At 58.9% G+C, this 16,796-nt stretch carries 21 protein-coding genes and 1 pseudogene; 19 read left to right on the top strand and 3 right to left on the bottom strand.

Going from position 1 to position 16,796, the window contains the following annotated elements; genetic code table 11:
- Window positions 1–104 precede the first annotated feature (104 nt).
- The 19 genes from nifB (at window position 105) to RZS28_RS06795 (ending at window position 14,106) form a co-directional block, all read left to right on the top strand.
- On the top strand, window positions 105–1,628 hold the full coding sequence (gene nifB, locus RZS28_RS06885; RefSeq protein ID WP_407341062.1) for a nitrogenase cofactor biosynthesis protein NifB: 1,524 nt from the start codon (window positions 105–107) through the stop codon (window positions 1,626–1,628).
- A gap of 83 nt (window positions 1,629–1,711) precedes the next feature.
- Entirely contained in the window at window positions 1,712–1,933 is a 222-nt protein-coding gene (locus tag RZS28_RS06880) for a YfhL family 4Fe-4S dicluster ferredoxin (protein ID WP_407340588.1), read from the top strand.
- A gap of 2 nt (window positions 1,934–1,935) precedes the next feature.
- A complete protein-coding gene (locus tag RZS28_RS06875) occupies window positions 1,936–2,295 on the top strand; it encodes a HesB/IscA family protein (protein ID WP_407340587.1) in 360 nt (119 codons plus the stop codon).
- A gap of 12 nt (window positions 2,296–2,307) precedes the next feature.
- On the top strand, window positions 2,308–2,835 hold the full coding sequence (locus tag RZS28_RS06870) for a hypothetical protein (protein ID WP_407340586.1): 528 nt from the start codon (window positions 2,308–2,310) through the stop codon (window positions 2,833–2,835).
- The gene (locus RZS28_RS06865; RefSeq protein WP_407340585.1) at window positions 2,825–3,619 is read left to right on the top strand and encodes a 4Fe4S-binding leucine-rich repeat protein; all 795 of its coding nucleotides are present in this window, start codon (window positions 2,825–2,827) and stop codon (window positions 3,617–3,619) included. Before RZS28_RS06870 ends, RZS28_RS06865 begins: the two co-directional genes overlap by 11 nt.
- A 105-nt stretch (window positions 3,620–3,724) precedes the next feature.
- Window positions 3,725–4,060: a nitrogen fixation protein NifZ gene (locus RZS28_RS06860; RefSeq protein WP_407340584.1), complete on the top strand. Its 336-nt coding sequence runs from the start codon at window positions 3,725–3,727 to the stop codon at window positions 4,058–4,060.
- Window positions 4,060–4,314, top strand: coding sequence for a nitrogen fixation protein NifZ (locus RZS28_RS06855; RefSeq protein ID WP_407341061.1), 255 nt, complete (start codon window positions 4,060–4,062; stop codon window positions 4,312–4,314). The genes RZS28_RS06860 and RZS28_RS06855 overlap by 1 nt, the downstream gene beginning before the upstream one ends.
- A gap of 416 nt (window positions 4,315–4,730) precedes the next feature.
- Window positions 4,731–5,867 carry a cysteine desulfurase family protein gene (locus tag RZS28_RS06850; protein ID WP_407340583.1) on the top strand — a complete coding sequence of 379 codons (1,137 nt, stop codon included), beginning with the start codon at window positions 4,731–4,733 and terminating at the stop codon, window positions 5,865–5,867.
- A gap of 40 nt (window positions 5,868–5,907) precedes the next feature.
- Window positions 5,908–6,117, top strand: a complete 210-nt coding sequence (gene nifT / locus RZS28_RS06845; RefSeq protein WP_407340582.1) for a putative nitrogen fixation protein NifT — start codon at window positions 5,908–5,910, stop codon at window positions 6,115–6,117.
- Window positions 6,118–6,130: 13 nt separating this feature from the next.
- Window positions 6,131–6,406 (top strand): hypothetical protein, encoded by a 276-nt coding sequence (locus tag RZS28_RS06840; RefSeq protein ID WP_407340581.1) that lies wholly within the window; start codon window positions 6,131–6,133, stop codon window positions 6,404–6,406.
- Window positions 6,403–7,554, top strand: a complete 1,152-nt coding sequence (locus RZS28_RS06835; protein WP_407340580.1) for a DegT/DnrJ/EryC1/StrS family aminotransferase — start codon at window positions 6,403–6,405, stop codon at window positions 7,552–7,554. The genes RZS28_RS06840 and RZS28_RS06835 overlap by 4 nt, the downstream gene beginning before the upstream one ends.
- A 57-nt stretch (window positions 7,555–7,611) precedes the next feature.
- A complete protein-coding gene (locus tag RZS28_RS06830) occupies window positions 7,612–7,917 on the top strand; it encodes a 2Fe-2S iron-sulfur cluster-binding protein (protein WP_407340579.1) in 306 nt (101 codons plus the stop codon).
- A 46-nt stretch (window positions 7,918–7,963) separates the two neighbouring features.
- Window positions 7,964–8,188 carry a hypothetical protein gene (locus RZS28_RS06825; protein WP_407340578.1) on the top strand — a complete coding sequence of 75 codons (225 nt, stop codon included), beginning with the start codon at window positions 7,964–7,966 and terminating at the stop codon, window positions 8,186–8,188.
- Entirely contained in the window at window positions 8,188–9,045 is an 858-nt protein-coding gene (locus RZS28_RS06820) for an SIR2 family NAD-dependent protein deacylase (RefSeq protein WP_407340577.1), read from the top strand. Before RZS28_RS06825 ends, RZS28_RS06820 begins: the two co-directional genes overlap by 1 nt.
- A gap of 66 nt (window positions 9,046–9,111) precedes the next feature.
- Entirely contained in the window at window positions 9,112–9,555 is a 444-nt protein-coding gene (locus RZS28_RS06815; RefSeq protein WP_407340576.1) for a group II truncated hemoglobin, read from the top strand.
- Window positions 9,515–10,105, top strand: a complete 591-nt coding sequence (locus RZS28_RS06810; RefSeq protein ID WP_407340575.1) for a hypothetical protein — start codon at window positions 9,515–9,517, stop codon at window positions 10,103–10,105. The genes RZS28_RS06815 and RZS28_RS06810 overlap by 41 nt, the downstream gene beginning before the upstream one ends.
- A gap of 1,011 nt (window positions 10,106–11,116) precedes the next feature.
- Window positions 11,117–12,937 carry a PQQ-dependent sugar dehydrogenase gene (locus tag RZS28_RS06805; protein WP_407340574.1) on the top strand — a complete coding sequence of 607 codons (1,821 nt, stop codon included), beginning with the start codon at window positions 11,117–11,119 and terminating at the stop codon, window positions 12,935–12,937.
- A 345-nt stretch (window positions 12,938–13,282) separates the two neighbouring features.
- Window positions 13,283–13,573, top strand: coding sequence for a hypothetical protein (locus tag RZS28_RS06800; RefSeq protein ID WP_407340573.1), 291 nt, complete (start codon window positions 13,283–13,285; stop codon window positions 13,571–13,573).
- Between the two features lie 131 nt (window positions 13,574–13,704).
- Complete coding sequence (locus RZS28_RS06795) at window positions 13,705–14,106, top strand: hypothetical protein (protein WP_407340572.1); 402 nt, start codon at window positions 13,705–13,707, stop codon at window positions 14,104–14,106.
- An 88-nt stretch (window positions 14,107–14,194) separates the two neighbouring features.
- On the opposite strand, the pseudogene RZS28_RS06790 reads toward RZS28_RS06795, so the two are convergent.
- From RZS28_RS06790 to RZS28_RS06780, 3 genes and pseudogenes are all read right to left on the bottom strand, one after another.
- Window positions 14,195–14,865, bottom strand: a pseudogene (locus RZS28_RS06790) (aldehyde dehydrogenase family protein); the annotation flags it as partial.
- Between the two features lie 290 nt (window positions 14,866–15,155).
- A complete protein-coding gene (locus RZS28_RS06785; protein ID WP_407340571.1) occupies window positions 15,156–15,407 on the bottom strand; it encodes a hypothetical protein in 252 nt (83 codons plus the stop codon).
- A gap of 698 nt (window positions 15,408–16,105) precedes the next feature.
- Window positions 16,106–16,783 (bottom strand): SCO family protein, encoded by a 678-nt coding sequence (locus tag RZS28_RS06780; RefSeq protein WP_407340570.1) that lies wholly within the window; start codon window positions 16,781–16,783, stop codon window positions 16,106–16,108.
- Between the last annotated feature and the right edge of the window lie 13 nt (window positions 16,784–16,796).

The following is a 16,796-nucleotide window of genomic DNA, read 5'->3' as shown; positions in this document are numbered from 1 at the left end:
GTACCAATAGGTTCCAAGCCTAAAGCGAGGATCGAACAATGGAATTGTCAGAACGCGAAGTCGCAGAGGCGGCTATCCAGGCGGGCGCAACGGCCGACGAAATCATGAAGAAGATGGCCGAGCACAAGGGGTGCGAAACCAATAGCGACGGCGGCAAAAAGGCGAGCTGCGGCACCGAGGCGGGCCAGAACGACCTTGCCCCGGAGATCTGGGAGAAGGTCAAAAATCATCCTTGCTATAGCGAAGAGGCGCATCACCATTACGCCCGCATGCATGTCGCCGTGGCGCCGGCGTGCAACATCCAGTGCAATTATTGCAATCGCAAATATGATTGCGCCAACGAATCCCGTCCGGGCGTCGTCTCGGAGCGCCTGACGCCTGAGCAGGCCGCGAAAAAGGTCCTGGCCGTCGCCTCAACGATCCCGCAGATGACCGTGCTCGGCATCGCGGGCCCCGGCGATCCGCTCGCCAATCCGGAAAAGACCTTCAAGACCTTCGACCTCATCGCGAAGACCGCGCCGGACATCAAGCTCTGCTTGTCCACGAACGGACTCACCCTTCCCGACCATGTCGATACGATCGCCCGGTACAATGTCGATCACGTCACGATCACCGTGAACATGGTCGATGCCGACGTCGGCGCGAAAATCTATCCTTGGATCTTCTACAAGCATAAGCGCTATACCGGCCGCGACGCCGCCCAGATCCTGACCGAGCGTCAGATGCAGGGCCTCGAGATGCTGACCGCCCGCGGCATTCTCTCGAAGATCAATTCGGTCATGATCCCCGGCGTCAACGACCAGCATCTCGTCGAGGTGAATAAGGCCGTCAAGTCGCGCGGCGCATTCCTGCATAATATCATGCCGCTCATTTCGGCGGCCGAGCACGGCACGGTGTTCGGCTTGACCGGGCAGCGCGGACCGACGGCGCAAGAGCTGAAGCGCCTGCAGGACAGCTGCGAAGGTGAAATGAACATGATGCGTCACTGCCGCCAGTGCCGCGCCGACGCCGTTGGCCTTCTTGGCGAAGACCGCAGCGCCGAGTTCACCACCGAAAAGATCATGGAGATGGACGTCAATTACGACCTCGCCACCAGGCAGGCCTATCAGGCCAAGGTCGAGGAAGAGCGGCTTGCGGTCTCCGGGGCCAAGGCGAACGAGCTCCAGATTCTCGCTGGCGTTGAAAGCGACATCAAGATCCTGATCGCGGTTGCGACCAAGGGCAGCGGCCGCATCAACGAGCACTTCGGCCACGCCGCGGAGTTCCAGATCTACGAGCTCAGCACCGGCAAGGGCGCGCATTTCATCGGCCATCGCCGCGTCGACCTCTATTGCCAAGGCGGTTACGGCGAGGAAGACGCTCTCGAGACCGTTATCCGCGCCATCAAGGATTGCCACGCGGTGTTCGTGGCCAAGATCGGCGGTTGCCCGAAGAAGGATCTTCTGGCGGCCGGCATAGAGGCTGTCGATGAATTCGCTCACGAGTTCATCGAGAAATCGGCGATTACCTACTTCAAGCGCTATCTTGAAGGCGTCAAGGACGGCTCCATCGTCCATGTCGAGAAGGGCGACGCCGAGATCCGGCCCGGCGAAGTAGCTGTCGATGTGGCGGCGGTCGCGGCGGAGTAATCAGGCCACGCTTTGAAATAATCGGGGCGCGTTCGACGCGCCCCGATGTCAAAGACGAGCGTCTGAAATGGGAGCGGCTTAATATGTCGTTGAAAATCGCGGTCTCATGCGTGAATTGCTCGGCGTGCGAAGCCGAGTGCCCCAATGAAGCGATCTACGCTGGGGAGGGGATTTACCTGATCGATCCAACCAAGTGCACGGAATGCATTGGTTTTCACGACGACCCACAATGCGCCTTGATTTGCCCAGTCGAGGAAACCTGTGTGGTCGATGATAGTTATCCTCGTTACCAACCGGCGGCGTAAACATGCAAGATCTAAATGTCACACTTACCCCTGCGGCCGATAAATTCATCCGTCGCATGCTTCGGTTCGACGGCGGCCCAGGCAGCGGCCTGCGGCTCATTGTGTCGCCGGGTGGTTGTTCCGGCCTTTCGGCGGAATTCAGCGTAGAGGCGCAGCCGGGCGCGGGCGAAACCGTGCACGAGCACAATGGGCTAAAGTTTTTCCTTCTGGCTCAAAGCCGCCTTTTGCTGCAGGGCGTGACGATGGATTTTGTTGAAACCCCGACCTCAGCTGGTCTAAAGTTTCACGATCCGAAGAATGTTTCGACATGCGGCAGCCATAGCGCGCCCGTCGTCGAACATGAGCACGCGCACGAGCATTGAGAAGAGGGCCGGATGGAGCTGACGACAGGCCGCGGGGAGCCGGTTTCGATTGAAGAGGTCGAGGCGCTGCTCGGAGGCGGGTTGCCGGCTGGGGCGGCGGAGCATTTGAACCTCGCCGCCAATCTTTACGCTCACGACGCCCTGGCCTTGGAGCATCTGCGGAAGGCGGAGGCGCTCGCGCCGGCGCATCCGGCCATCCTCATCGGGCTATATCGTTTCTATTTTTACAAGGGGCGGCTCGCCGAGTGTCTCGAAGTCGCTCGCATATGTCTTTCCGAAGCCGCCCATCATAATAATTTGGCGGAGGATTGGCGTCAGGTCCAAAGCGGCGACGCAGATTTTGGCAGCTATGACGCCATGATGCCGCGATTCTATCTCTTCGTCCTGAAGGGATACGCCTATTTGCAAATGCGGCTGGGCAATCTCGACGAGGGCGTGGCGGCGGCGACGAAGCTGCTCGAGCTTGACGCGACCGACAAGATCGGCGCGACGGTCCTGCTCGAAGTCCATCAACGCATGGAGCACGCCGATGAGGAATGAAATCGATGAAGCCCGCGACTTCGCCGGCAAAGAGATCGATTGCGGCTCCTGCGTTTATCAAAGCTTGCAGCGGCAAGGGAAATGCCAGCCGAAGCAGGCTTGCGTAAAGGACCGATACGCGCGCCGGATAGATCGGTTCTTCGATTGGAATCCGACCCTCGCCAATGATCATTTGGCGGATGAATATTTCGAAGCGCGCGCCGTCGCCGCCAAGCACGCCGATGTTTTTCGCTTGCCAGTAATGCTGCATGATCCGGATGAAACGGTCCGCTGGGCAGCCGCGGCTCGCCTGCCTGACAGCTATCTTCTGCGCCTTCGCAACGATCCGCATCGTGAAGTTCGCATTCGCGTCGCCTCGCGCCTCGACGACGCAGGCCTCGTGTCCATGATGAATGATCCGGATTACTATGTCCGCACCATGATCGCCCGGCGCTTGTCGCCCTCGACCCTGCCGATGATGATCCACGATCCCGAGGTTGAAGTCCGCCGGACTGTGGTGGGCAGGATAGATCCGGCTTGGCTGATGCGAATGGCGCAGGACAGAGACCCGAGCGTGCGACTCGACGTGGCGCGGCGGCTGTCGAACGAGCAGCTCAGCTGTTTGCTGCGCGATCCAGATTGGCGGGTTCGCTACGAAGTCGCCAGCCGGATCGATAGGGCGCATTTATCGGAGCTGGAAGACGATGTGGATCCGCTCGTTCGAGAACTCGCGCGGCAGAGGCTGGCGGATGAAAAGCCGGCAGAGGCCAAAGATGCCGGGCCGGTCGTCAAGATGATCAGTTGAAGTAGGCTAGATTTGCCTCGGTCGGGCCCGTTGCATGCGGGAACGCTTGGCCATTGACGAAGGTGGAATTGCAGAGTTCGGGAAGAATGTCGAGGAGTTGCGAATATGACCAACATCAGCCGCGATAGCGACGTCGTCGAGCTCAATGAGCCGCCGCGGTTCACCTATGGCCAGCGTGTTCGCACCAAACGTACTGTTCGCAACGATGGGACATATTGCGGCAAGGATGTGGGCGACATTCTCGCCAAGAAAGGCGAGGAAGGCTATGTTTGCAACATCGGCACCTTCCTTCAACAATTCTATATTTTCGGCGTCGAATTCATTCAGACCGGGAATAAGGTGGGAATGAAATCGAAGGAGCTCGAGGCCGTCGACGATGAGGACGACGTGGCCGCCGCCAAGAAAAAGACAGTGAAACCCGCCAAGGAGGGCGAAGAATGATGGATCCGGGCGGCGCGCAGCGGCCGAGGTTTCAATGGGGCCAGCGCGTGCAGGCCGTCGAGGACCTGTATAACGATGGCTCTTATCCTGATCAGCCATTGGATGTCTTGCTCGTCCGAACTGGCGATGTCGGGGAGGTTGTCAACGTCGGCATGATCGAGGAAACCAAAAGGCCACTCTATCTGGTTGAATTTGACGGCACGCGGCTCGTCGTCGGGTGCCTCGAAGAAGAATTGGCGCCTGAAGAAGCTTAGGACGCCGCAGGCTGCGTTATTGTCGCTTTCTCGGCCTGATCGACGGAGCGGGTCGGCGCCTAAAATTTAATCGCGCATAGGGTTCGGGGCGCTTTTGTAGAAGTTGTCCGCCTGTCGCGTAAGCTGCGTAGGCGCTGGAGCCGATCACATCGGCCCGTCTTTATCTGTGCGCAGCTATCGCTTTTTGCTCAGCTCATATGCCAATGCTTTGATTTAATGTGGCTTTTGACCGGTTCATCTGGACCGGCAGGCAAGCAGCGCAAAAGCGGAGGGCCGTCTGCGCCGCTGCATCCGACGCGCAAGAAGGTCATCGCTATGCGCAACTGAGCATGAGTCTTGCTTTCCGTCTTGAGAGTTGGCTTGATCCAGGCTGGCTCGACGCCGACGCCCGTTCAGCTTGCGGTGACCGAAACCCAATGATCTATCTTGACAATAACGCGACGACGGCTGTCGCTCCCGAAGCCATCGAGGCTATGGCCGCATGCATGCGGAGCGGGCCGACCAACCCATCGAGCAAGCATAGCGCAGGTGAATGCAGCAAGACCGCCGTCATGAACGCGCGCGGCGAGCTTGCGCGTCTTCTTGGCTGTTCGCCGCCCGAGATTGTCTTCACGAGTTGCGGCACCGAAGCGAATCATCTTGCGATCATCGGCGCTCTCGCGCTTGATCCGACGAAGCGCCATATCGTGACGAGCGCCGTCGAGCATCCGTCCTGCATTGAGCTTTTCGCCCATCTCGCAACCAAAGGCGTAAGGGTCACCTACATACCGGTCGATTCCAGCGGACAGTTGGATCCGGAGAAAGTCGCCGCAAGTCTTGAACCCGACACCGCTCTTGTCTCCATCATGTGGGCGAACAATGAAACCGGCGTCGTATTTCCCATCGAAGCTGTCGCACAGTTGGCGCGCGCGCGGGGAGCGCTCTTCCATACCGACGCCGTGCAGGCGATTGGCAAGGTCGAGATCAATCTCAAGGCGTCGCCGATAGATCTGTTGTCTTTGTCTGGCCACAAGCTGCATGCGCCGACCGGCGTCGGCGCGCTTTTTGTGCGCAAGGGCGTCAAGCTTCCGGCGCAGATTTTCGGCCACCAGGAGCGGTCCCGGCGCGGCGGCACAGAGAATGTGCCGGGCATTGTCGGGCTTGGCAAGGCTGCCGTGCTGGCGCAACAGGAATTGGAGCAGCAAAACGCTCAGCTCGCAGCCTTGCGTGACCGGCTCGAGACAGGCGTCTTGGCGCGCGTGCCGATTGCATCGGTCAACGGCGCCGCCGCTAAGCGTGTTGCCAATACGACAAATATCCGCTTCGGCGATCTCGAAGCGGAGCTCCTTCTCGAACGGCTCGATCGGGCGGGAATCTGCGCCTCCGCCGGCGCCGCCTGCACCTCAGCTGGGACCGAGCCCTCACATGTTCTGCTCGCTATGGGGCTTGACGAACGTGGCGCATTGTCGTCCATCCGTTTTTCACTCGGCCGCGACAATACCGCAGCCGAAATCGACGCGGTCCTCGACGTATTGCCCGGGATCGTTAACGAGGCGGCTGCGATAGCCGCGTGATAAGAGCTTCCTGCGTTTGGCGGGGCCAGTGAGGGTTTAGATGAAGATCATGCTTCGTAAGGACGGCGCCGGCGTTCTTTCGGTCTATGTGCCGAAAAAAGATCTCGAGGAACCCGTCGTGTCGATGGAGAAGCCGGAAATGTGGGGGGGAATCGTCACGCTCGCGAATGGCTGGCAGCTCGAGCTTCCGCCAGCCACGGAGGGGTTGGAAATCCCCTGCACGGTGGAAGCCCGCAAATTGAACGATTGACGAGCGCAAGCGTATGAGCAGTCTTACGACAGAGAATCTCGCGCAGATCGAAGCGCTTCTTTCCGGCCCGGATGCCGATCCATCCGTGTTGCAGGATTTCAGGCAGCGGTTTCCTGGCGTCTCGCTCACTCGTTGCGATCCGAGCGATGTCGACGGGGAGCGCCCTTACAAGGAGTTCGCGAGGTTCAACCTCTTTCTTGTCAGCGCCGTGAATCATTGCGTCACGATGACGAGAGATCCCGCGATCGCGACGGGAATTATCGTCGTCCAAAACAAGGTCAAGCCATGACCGCGAATATGCTTCCGCTTTCCGATCCGGACATGTCGCAGGCCGAATTGGACGCCGTGATCGAGGTTCTTCAATCGTCCCAGGTCACGACTGGCGAGGCGGTCGAGGCCTTCGAGGAGGCTTTCGCAAGATATCTTGGCCGTAAGCACGCCATTGCCGTTTCGAGCGCGACAATGGGGCTCATGCTGACTCTCGACGCTTACGGGATCGGGCCGGGGGCCGAAGTCATCGCCTCGCCCCACTCGTTTCGAGAAATCGCCCACGCGATCTCCATTCGCGGGGCGTTCCCGATATTCGCTGACATCGACTATTGGTCGGGGGCGCTCGTGCCCGAGAAAGCTGAACGGAAGATTTCCGAGAAGACGAAGGCGATCGTCGCCAGCAATGTAAATGGGCATCCCGCGGCATGGACTGAATTCCGCGAGATCGCCGATCGGCATAAGTTGATCCTCATCGAGGATTCGAGCGAGGCGATCGGCTCGACCTATAAGAACGCCTTGGTCGGGACTTTCGGCGATTGTTCGATCTTCGATTTTTCCCAGCCGGGACCGCTGGTTTGCGGCCAGGGGGGCGTTGTGGTCACCGATGACATCGATGTCGCCATGGCGATCCGCCGCCATCGAATGCATCGTCTCGAAGAACGGGCCTCCGTCGTTGTGGGCGGCGCGCCCTCCTACAATGGCGGAATGAGCAATATTTCCGCAGCGCTCGCCCTGGCTCAGCTTCAGCGGCTCGAGTTGATCCTGGAGCGACGCAAGCGGGCTGAATATTGGTATTATGATTACGTCAAGTCTTTCGAGGGAATTAAGGATCCCTATATTGGCCCGGATGTGACCGAGGCGCATTGGTTCTTGTATGTCGTCCATTTGGGCACGCGATTTTCACGGTCCGGCCGCGACGGTATCATCGAAGATCTGAAAAAAGAGGAGATCGAAGCGGCAGCTTATTCCATGCCGCTGCATCTCCAGCCGCATTATTTCAATCTGGGCTATCGGAAGAGCGATTTTCTCGTCACGGAAAAGGTCGCCGACCGCGCCGTTATCCTCCCCTTCCACGCGCATCTCACCGAGGACCAGATCGCTTTCATCGTCGGTTCGATGAAGGACGCCTCAATCAATATCGGAGCCGGGGCCGAAATCACGCTTTAAGGCGCCCCGGGCGCTCGAAGTTTTGCAGTTCAACCACCAAAAAGGGATCTATTATAAATGCCTACCATCACGATCAAGCCTTCAGGAAAGACACAAGAGGCGGCTGAAGGCACGACTCTGCTCGACGCCCTTAAGGAGGCGGGGGTGCCCATCGAATGCACCTGTGAGAGCAGCAAAAAATATGATCCGTGCCACCTTTTTGTTCTTGAGGGCAAAAAAGGCCTAAACAAGATGAAGTCTCCCGAGACTGACCGGCTCGATGCGATGGTCGGCGTGGGATCGAAATCGCGTCTGGCTTGCCAATGCGTCATCAACGGCACGGAAAATGTAACGGTCGAATTACTCGGCGCGCTTTCCGGCTGAGCCGTTCAAACGATTTCCTGAGGCGTAACTAGATAGGAGGTCCGCAATGTCCACGGCCGAAGTCATCATTCAGGTCCGTTATAATCCCAAGGGCGAATGCATCTTTTGCGGCGAGGCGCCGGAGGGCGTCTCCGCGCAGGACTGGCATAATCACCTTTCCAACCATCTTGCAATTCATGCTCTGTCCGGCGGGCGCGCGGCGTTCTACACGACGTTCGAAGACCTCGCCAAGTTCAAGGCCATGGAAGGCGCGAAATACGAGGCCATTTAATGAACGCGCAAACGCTCGAAGAGATTCATGCGGCGCTCGACGCGGGCCGCCTTGTCCCCTACATGGGACCGGGCGTGTTGTCGCTCGTTGGCGCGGATTGTCCGATTCCGTCGGGTCCCGAGGTCCTGGTGGAAAAGCTCACCGCCAAGGCGACTGTGCCGCACAAGATCCGCAAGAATCTTTCGGCGGCCGCGCAATTCATTGAAAATTTCAAGCATCGGAAGACGATCTTTGCGGTCATGACGGAAGCTTTCAAGCCTCATGTCGAGCCGACCGAGCTTCATAAATGGATTGCGTCGTGGCCGAAATTGCCGCTTGTGGTGCATGCTTGGTACGATGATCTCCCGCAGCAGGCGCTTGCGGGCCGTGACAACTGGGGCTATGTGCAAGGCGTCAGTCAGGCTGAGCATCTTGCGACCTGGGTCCATTATTTCAACAAGGACGGATCCCGGATCGAGAAAGATGCGGAGATCGCTACGGCTGAATCCTGGGCGACTGTTCTCTACCAACCCTGGGGGTCGGTCGCTCCGGAGGGCAATTTTCTTGTTTCCGATTCCGATTTCGTCGAGGTCTTGACCGAGATCGACATTCAGACGCCGATCCCGGAAAAGGTTCAGGCTCTGCGCGCCGATCGAAACTTTCTTTTCCTCGGCTGCCGCTTTATGACACAGCTCGAACGCATTTTCGCTTGGCAAATCATGAAGCGGTCATCCGAAAAACATTGGGCGGTTCTGCCGGAAACGCCGACGAAGAACGAGCTAAAATTCCTTGAGCGGTACAATGTCGAGCGCATCGACATTCCGCTTGCGGAGTTCGTAGCAAAACTTGCTCCCCAGAAAGCAGCCGCTCTCGTTTGAGCAGAACGAAGTCCGGCGGTCCCGATCCCCAAGCATCGGAACCGCCGGAGGGAATGACCCAAAGCAGTGACTTCCTCGCAGGACTCCCCCACGCCATTCGCCAGCATAGGCGGCCAGGCCGCGATTGATTCATTGGTCGACGCGTTCTACCGTCGTATGGACACATTGCCGGAAGCTCAGACGATCCGGAAGATGCATGCCGATGATTTGGCTCCGGTAGGACAAGTGCTCAAGCGCTACTTGGGCGAATGGCTCGGCGGACCCAAGCTCTATTCGCAGGAGCGCGGACACCCACGCCTGCGGATGCGGCATATGCATTTTCGGATCGGACCAGCGGAACGCGACGCCTGGATGGTTTGCATGAGCGGCGCCCTCGATGAAGTCGTCGCCGACGCGACGCTGCGGGCGCAATTGCTTCAATCTTTTTACAAATTGGCGGACTGGGTCCGCAATGACGACGGGAACCCTCATGACGCTCAAAATAGAGAACACAGTCTTCGCGCGCCTTGAAACCGAGGGACGTCTGACGCATCCAATCATCAAGGAGGAGATAAGCCCGGGCCGATTCGGCTTCCGCGGCGAGATCGCCTTGAAGTTTCAGACGAGCATGGCTGACGAGAAGCGTCCGCCTGAATTGTCCATATGGCAGGTGTTCTCGACGGCGAGGGAAGGAGCGCCGGATTTTGAAGTCTTCATGTGTTATCTTCTATCCTTCGAATATTTGCAGATCGCGATCGACGTTCTTGGGGAGTTTTTTAAACCCGGCGGAAAATATTTCATCTATTCGAATAATCAGGACCTGCTGTGCAAATACCGCATCCCGATCGGAGACGTGACTTTCTATTGCCTGCCAATCGGAGAGGCGACCGCCTATAACGAATTCCTCGAACTGCTCTTCATCGACAAGAACGATATCAAAAAGCTCAATACTGCAGGCAAGATGGACTATATCGTCGATAAGGCGCTCGAGTTTGATGCCGATTGGGACGTCATAAGCTATGAAGAAGGCCTCAAGCGAATGGGTCCGGTCCGCAATCCGAACGAAAACCGGCCGGTGTGATCGAGGTCGGACGAACTAAAGCGCTGAAGCAGCCGGGCCTTCATCAGCGACGTCAGCCGGCAACACAAGCTACTTGAACTCGTGAAGCGCCGGACGTTCGGGGCGATATTGCCGAGGCCGGTCTTCTCAGCCGGGCTCGTCATTTTTTGTGACAGCGTTCGCTAGCGTTGCCCGGGCATGACCTTGTGGAATTCGTTACGGCGAAACGGCGCTCCGTCTTCATGGCTGACGCGGCGTCCCAATTTCAATCCGCGGCATGAAGGCCGGCGCAGTTGATTTCTCGGGTCGGCCATTTCACGCCATGCGGATGGGCCTTGCTACCACGGTGTTATTCGCCTCGGTCGCCATGGCCGCGGCGCAGGAGCGTTATCCCCTCAGCGCGACTCAATATTACAGCTTCTATCAACCAACGCAGCGCGCGCTCAGTCTCTCGCGCACAGATCGCATGCGTTACGATCACTCGGGAACGCGGGCCGCGACGGCCTCGGCGGAAGCCCGCTGTATCCCGAAGGTCCAGGCAATCCAAGCGACTGACGTTGGCCGCCTTGAAATGTGCTTGAGGCTAGCGGGCCAATGCGGGTTAAACTCGACCCTCCGGTCGGCTATAGGCAACTCGGTGACAGCGGCGCAATAGCAATGGGGCCGTCGCCGCCTCACAGCGCTGCGACATCGCTAGGCGGGTCCCCCCGCCAGAATTCCGTTAGGCTCCGTCGGGAGCGGCGCGCCCTGTTCGACAACCGCGCCGTTCCTGTCTCCCACAGACCGGAATGGCTTGGAGCGCGAGCGTTGCGCGTTCGCTACGAGGATTATCTAACCAAGGTCATCGCAGTTTATCGAACAGGAGACGCCAAGAAGCGTGGACGACGCCGGAACGGATCCGAGCTGGATGAGTTCTTTCTCCACGTCCATCTCGATTCTGTCGGCTGCAACGGCGGCGAACCGGACCGACGGACTAACGCCGTTGCGGTCTCGCAGACATTGGCAGGGTAGTTCCTTCGGGAGGCGCTGGTTATGAGAGCTCGTTTCATCAGCTATGATCGATTCGCGCAGCAGCTCACGTCGATGATCTTCTGCATTATCGGCCTTATGTCGGCGACCGGATCATCGTCATTCGCGCAAGCTGGCCGCGATATCTCTCCGCCGCGGATGGAAGCCTGCGCGCATGACAATGGCGGGATCACACTGCCTCGGGGATTTTGCGCAACCGTGTTCGCGGACAATATCGGCCATGCGCGGCACCTTGTGGTCGCCCGGAACGGCGTCGTCTACGTCAATACCTGGAGCGGCCGCTATTACGGCAACGACAAGCCGCCAACCGGCGGATTCCTGGTAGCCCTTCAGGACACCAAGGGCGACGGACGGGCCAACATCAACATTCGCTTCGGCGAAAGCGTCGCGAGCGGCGGCGCGGGCGGGACAGGTATTGCGCTCTACAACGGCGCGCTTTTCGCAGAGGCGACCGACCGCATCGTCCGCTACGCTTTGCCGGACGGCGTCATAGCGCCCACGGTGGCGCCCGACGTTATTGTTTCCGGTCTGCCCGTCACCGGAGACCATCCCATGCATCCCTTTGCAATCGACGCGCAGGGCGGCTTGTATGTCGATCTAGGCTCCGCGACTAATTCATGTCAGGTTCAGAACCGGATCGCAAATTCGTCAGGGCGCAGCCCCTGCGTCGAACTTGAGACGCGGGCCGGCATCTGGCGTTACGACGCCAACCGGACAGGCCAGCGATTTTCACCTGCAGAGCGATTCGCCACCGGCATCCGCAATGGCGAGGGCTTCGCGTTCGCCTCCACAGGAGGCGAAATTTACGTCACGCAACACGGCCGGGATCAATTGGCGGAGAACTGGTCGAAATTCTACAAGCCGGAGCAGGGCGCCAATCTACCAGCGGAGGAGTTGTTGCGCTTGGAGCGAGGCGCCGACTATGGCTGGCCGGAGTGCTATTACGACGACATCCAGCAAAAGCTTGTGTTGGCGCCGGAATATGGCGGCGACGGCGGGAAGGTGGTCGGGCTGTGCGCCGAGAAACGCGCTCCTGTCGCCGTCTTCCCGGCGCATTGGGCGCCGAACGATCTTCTGCTTTACGAGGGAACGCAATTTCCCGCCGCCTACCGCGGCGGCGCGTTCATCGCCTTCCATGGCTCATGGAACCGGGCGCCGTTTCCGCAGCAGGGCTACAATGTGGTGTTCCAACCGCTCGCGGATGGCAAGCCTTCCGGGCCCTATGTAGTTTTCGCCGACGGTTTCGCTGGAGCGGCCAAGGAGCCGGGACAGGCCGCGCACCGGCCGTCGGGATTGGCCGTCGGGCCTGACGGCGCTCTCTACATCTCAGACGACGCGCATGGGCGGATCTGGCGCGTCGTCTTCCGGGGCGACGCTGCGACGACCGGCGTCGAGTCGGCGCCTGCCCCCGGCGTCGAGGCTTCCAGCGTCGCGGCCCGCGCTCGGGGCGCAGAACCGCCGGAAGGCATTCAGCCGGATGCGGGCGCTGCTGTCGCTGAGCTGCCCGTTCCACCTGGCGCCACAGCCGCGCAAGTCGCGCGCGGCGACCGAATCTTCCATGGTCAATCCGGCGGCGCGACTTGCGAAGGCTGCCATGGATCGAACGCCAAGGGCACGCCCCTTGCGCCGGATCTCACCAGCGGCAAATGGTTATGGGGAGACGGCAGTCTCGCTGCGATCACTCGGACGATCACTGACGGCGTATCGAACCCAAAAGAATACCGAAGCGCAATGCCCCCGATGGGCGGCGCACAGCTTTCCCATTCCGATGTGGAGGCGGTGGCGGCCTATGTTTGGGCGCTCGGTCACCAGAATGCGCATTGATGGGCGAGAGGGTGACGGCGCTTTGCGCAAGCGCCGCAAGCGTTGTCGCTCGAACGGAGCAGCAGCCTAGTCAATTTCGCGCCGATCTTGTCCATCCAGACGCTGGCATCCGGCTATTTGCTTTGGAGCCGGAGTTGAAGAACGCGGGCGGCTCGCGACGGTTTTCTCGGAAGAGAAGGCGCCGAAACCTACGTATTAGTTTCTAAACCAAATGATGCGTCCGGGCGCCGAAGGTACAATGGAGCGGCGGCCGTGATTGTTTTACACATTATGTTGTCAAACAGATACAGAGCGTCGGAGGCTCCCAGGGCTTCGCACGCAAAAACTTTGAACAGGACGAGTCAAATGGCCATAGTCCTCATTACTCCTATCGCAACGCAGACAAAAAACGGAAACCTTGCCGAGGTGACCGGCATCGATCTTTCAGGCCATGATTGTCTAACGGGAAGAATCGGCAGCGGCGGCGCGGGCAGAATAGAAATGAGATGGAATAAAAACGGGCGTTGCCGCGGCGCGGGGGACGGCTGCAGCTTGGATATCACCACGCCTGAAGTGGCCGATGTTTTGGAGACGGCCAAGAAGCTTCGTGCGCAAGACCTAGATATATTTGACGAACTGAAGTTGATCGAGGCCTGAGTTGCCGCTCCTGCCTTTGCAGGCGAGTCTCAGTTGCGGGCATTCGCGCTACGAGAGCAGGCCGCAACAGTCGCGTCATCGCAGTTCGCCGCCGAGGCGCCGCCAATCCACATTTGTTAGGGGCATCGCTTATGAAAGGTCTGGACCGAGCGCATCACATAGTGATCATCGGGCGAGGGGCGGATGGGTTCGTGCTCGCGGCGCGGCTTGGGCGCACGCTCGGGCGAAGCGGCTGGGCGGCGGTTACGCTCGTCGTTCACTCCACGAATTATGTTTTTAGACCGGTCGTTCTTGAGGTCGCGGCGCATATCTCGAATGCGCATGTCGTGAATGCGGTCTGCGCCAGGCGGACCAAGGCGCAGTTTTTCCAGTTTCGGCTTGGGCGCATCAACGACGTGGATCGCGTGAAAAGGGAGATCACTTTTGCGCCGGTCGTGGATGAGCAGGGGCGCGAGATTATCCCGGCGCGGCGCTTGGAATATGACACGTTGATCCTGGAATCGCCGCAACATCTTTTCGAAGTTATGCGCTAATCTGGCTCGGAGCGATTCCTCCGAGCGGACGGATCCTCAGGCCGAGCAAATTCGTCGCCGGGGGCCTGGCGACTCCCGGCGTTTTGGATCAGAAAAAACCGAGCTTCTTGGGGCTGTAGCTAACCAACATGTTCTTGGTTTGCGGGTAGTGATCGAGCATCATCCTGTGGTTTTCGCGTCCAATGCTGGACTGCTTGGAACCGCCGAAAGCTGCGCGCGCTGGATAAAGGTCCAGCGGATCACCCTGGACGATGGCTTCGACCCGCTTCAGCGCCTTGTCGCTAAACTTGGCGTAGATGGCCTCATGGATCAGAGCCGGCTGGGGCAGGCGCAGATTTCTCCCTGGTTCAGGGCGAACATCACGAACCCTTCGATGGCCTTATCGAAGTAATCGTCATCCTCTGCGGCTACGTCCTTGAAGAAAATGTTGGGGGACTTGCCGCCGAGTTCGAGCGTAACCGGGATCAGGTTTTCGCTGGCGTATTGCATGATCAGCCGCCCTGTCGAGGTCTCGCCGGTGAATGCGATCTTGGCGATCCGGCGGCTTGAAGCGAGCGGCTTGCCTGCTTCGACGCCGAAGCCGTTGACGATATTCAGGACGCCCGGCGGCAGAATGTCGCCGATCAGCTCGGCCAAGACCCGAATCGAGGCGGGAGTTTGCTCGGCCGGCTTGATCACCACGCAATTGCCGGCCGCTAGGGCGGAAGCGAGTTTCCAGCAGGCCATGAGCAGCGGAAAGTTCCACGGAATGATCTGACCGCACTCGATCCTTATGGCGAACTGCGGTCTTTCTCATTGCCTCCGTCCAAAGGTCGCAGCAATTTGCATCCAGCGCCGCTTATTTGAATAGGCCCCACAGACCGGAACAGGTCGCAGAATGATCGCGACTGCAACGTGGTTCATTTTACGCGGGCGCCGCTCGGAGCCTAGGAAGCGTTCTATTATCGCATTGCTGCAGCGGCTCATGCAGCGTCTGTACGGAAGCTCGGAGAATTCAGGCGATGCCCCATCACATTTCGCGGTGCGATGGAAGTGGGCCACGTAGTCGCCTAAGCGCTGAGGAAGAACCATGCAGATAAGGCGAAGGCGGTCGCTGAAATCGAGCCATATGCGCTGCCCCAGACTTCAGGCTCGAAGCGCTTGGGCGGCACTTTGAAAACCACGAGGCTTCCTAGCCATGCTCCCAAAAGAACAGAGAGCAATGAGACGATAGCAGCCGCAAAAAAATCGAACTGTGGGTCATAGGACATGACGTCTTCCTTCGCCTTCATTTTCATGGAGGTAAATTTGATTTTGACCATTAGGCCGCATTCGAAAGCTGGACCAGTTCGCCATCGAGCCACGGACAGGTAGAATCCGCCTAACCCGAACCGCAGCCTTTACGCCCTGTCTCCGTATTGTCCGCATCGTCATGATGGTCACCGCCAGAATTTGCTGCCGCGTGCTGAAATGATGAATATCAAGGCGGGCAGCGCAGGGACGAGCCTAAGCAATAGCGGAAAGGTCAGGAATCCCATCAGATAGGCGATCAGGCACAACATGTAGCCATGCTCCCAAGCGGACGAACTGCAATGCCTGCGTCGCATCCATTGGCGTATTGGACATCCTCGCTTGTTGAGCCGTCATGCCCGCCAACAGATAGACTTTTGAGCTGCAAGAGTAGCGCTCGTCCATAGTTACGATCCGGAAGATTGGCTCTGAATAGTTTCAGATATTTTGGAGCAACGCTGTTGCTCAAAAATCTCGCCTTCGTTCCGGTACGTTGTCTAAATGTCGATTATTATGGATTGGTTCCAGCGTGGTCTGGGCCTGCGCTTTCAGGCATCAAAAACTAGGGAGGCAAGAGATAGAGTCCGTAGAGTGTCTATCGCGCGTGCGCAGAGTCTCTGAAAGGTCTAGCTACCCTTGTTCGCGTAGCCGCCGCTTTCGTTCGTCCCGCAGCCGCGCCCGCAGAGTTTTGCGCGCCAAGGCGTCTAGAGGATCGAGGACAAGAGGGAGGTCAGTTCGCCTTCTTCCGCTCGATCAGCAGGGTTTCGATGTCATTGAGGATCGCCGTGACATCGAGGGATTGGTTCGAATAGATCTCGCGCTCAAAACCTTCGCTATCGATCAGAAAAACCTTCAGAAGATGGTTGAAGATCGGCTCGCTTTCGCCCGAAGCGCTGCGATCGACCGCGATCTCCTCGCCAAAACCCCGCAGCAGGGGCGCAAGAAAGAAATCCGAGTAGGTGGTGAGAAAATGCCAGGGCGCGATGGCGGCGTCAGCTTCATACGCGCGGGCGAAGGCCCCCAACATATCCGGCGTGTCCCGAGCGGGGTCGAGAGTCAAGAAAACGAGACGAACCTGGCCGTGTAAGTAGGGCTTCTCTTTCAAAGCCGCGCGCAGCTTTTCAAATGCCTCCCAGGCGAGGGGACAGCCTTGCGGGTCGGCGCAAGAACTGTAGAAGAAGCTTAAGAGCGTGATCGATCTTGTCGTGTAGCGCGAAAGCAATCGCGGGAGACGATTGCCCTCCAGCACAATGCCTTGCGGGGCACGTTGAATATGGTCGAGCCTGTAGCTTCCAGGCGCGGGATAGGCGAGCAAGGCGTCGCCCTCCGCGCGTGGGCCTGACGGCGTTGAGAGGCAAAGGAGCGCAGCCGCAAAAAGCCGCCACGCAAGCGCGCGGGTTCGCAACATGTTGCTGCGGCGC

Source organism: Methylocapsa polymorpha (assembly GCF_045689225.1).
Taxonomy (GTDB): Bacteria; Pseudomonadota; Alphaproteobacteria; order Rhizobiales; family Beijerinckiaceae; genus Methylocapsa; species Methylocapsa polymorpha.
The sequence above is the reverse complement of the archived record's forward strand: the minus strand, read 5'-3'. Positions and strand labels throughout refer to the sequence as shown.

Excerpts from the sequence above, each read along its gene's own strand:
- nifB (WP_407341062.1), top strand. The coding sequence starts at position 105 with ATGAAGAAGATGGCCGAGCACAAGGGGTGCGAAACCAATAGCGACGGC.
- RZS28_RS06880 (WP_407340588.1), top strand. The coding sequence starts at position 1,712 with ATGTCGTTGAAAATCGCGGTCTCATGCGTGAATTGCTCGGCGTGCGAA.
- RZS28_RS06875 (WP_407340587.1), top strand. The coding sequence starts at position 1,936 with ATGCAAGATCTAAATGTCACACTTACCCCTGCGGCCGATAAATTCATC.
- RZS28_RS06870 (WP_407340586.1), top strand. The coding sequence starts at position 2,308 with ATGGAGCTGACGACAGGCCGCGGGGAGCCGGTTTCGATTGAAGAGGTC.
- RZS28_RS06865 (WP_407340585.1), top strand. The coding sequence starts at position 2,825 with ATGAGGAATGAAATCGATGAAGCCCGCGACTTCGCCGGCAAAGAGATC.
- RZS28_RS06860 (WP_407340584.1), top strand. The coding sequence starts at position 3,725 with ATGACCAACATCAGCCGCGATAGCGACGTCGTCGAGCTCAATGAGCCG.
- RZS28_RS06855 (WP_407341061.1), top strand. The coding sequence starts at position 4,060 with ATGGATCCGGGCGGCGCGCAGCGGCCGAGGTTTCAATGGGGCCAGCGC.
- RZS28_RS06850 (WP_407340583.1), top strand. The coding sequence starts at position 4,731 with ATGATCTATCTTGACAATAACGCGACGACGGCTGTCGCTCCCGAAGCC.
- nifT (WP_407340582.1), top strand. The coding sequence starts at position 5,908 with ATGAAGATCATGCTTCGTAAGGACGGCGCCGGCGTTCTTTCGGTCTAT.
- RZS28_RS06840 (WP_407340581.1), top strand. The coding sequence starts at position 6,131 with ATGAGCAGTCTTACGACAGAGAATCTCGCGCAGATCGAAGCGCTTCTT.
- RZS28_RS06835 (WP_407340580.1), top strand. The coding sequence starts at position 6,403 with ATGACCGCGAATATGCTTCCGCTTTCCGATCCGGACATGTCGCAGGCC.
- RZS28_RS06830 (WP_407340579.1), top strand. The coding sequence starts at position 7,612 with ATGCCTACCATCACGATCAAGCCTTCAGGAAAGACACAAGAGGCGGCT.
- RZS28_RS06825 (WP_407340578.1), top strand. The coding sequence starts at position 7,964 with ATGTCCACGGCCGAAGTCATCATTCAGGTCCGTTATAATCCCAAGGGC.
- RZS28_RS06820 (WP_407340577.1), top strand. The coding sequence starts at position 8,188 with ATGAACGCGCAAACGCTCGAAGAGATTCATGCGGCGCTCGACGCGGGC.
- RZS28_RS06810 (WP_407340575.1), top strand. The coding sequence starts at position 9,515 with ATGACGCTCAAAATAGAGAACACAGTCTTCGCGCGCCTTGAAACCGAG.
- RZS28_RS06805 (WP_407340574.1), top strand. The coding sequence starts at position 11,117 with ATGAGAGCTCGTTTCATCAGCTATGATCGATTCGCGCAGCAGCTCACG.
- RZS28_RS06800 (WP_407340573.1), top strand. The coding sequence starts at position 13,283 with ATGGCCATAGTCCTCATTACTCCTATCGCAACGCAGACAAAAAACGGA.
- RZS28_RS06795 (WP_407340572.1), top strand. The coding sequence starts at position 13,705 with ATGAAAGGTCTGGACCGAGCGCATCACATAGTGATCATCGGGCGAGGG.
- RZS28_RS06785 (WP_407340571.1), bottom strand. The coding sequence starts at position 15,407 with ATGGTCAAAATCAAATTTACCTCCATGAAAATGAAGGCGAAGGAAGAC.
- RZS28_RS06780 (WP_407340570.1), bottom strand. The coding sequence starts at position 16,783 with ATGTTGCGAACCCGCGCGCTTGCGTGGCGGCTTTTTGCGGCTGCGCTC.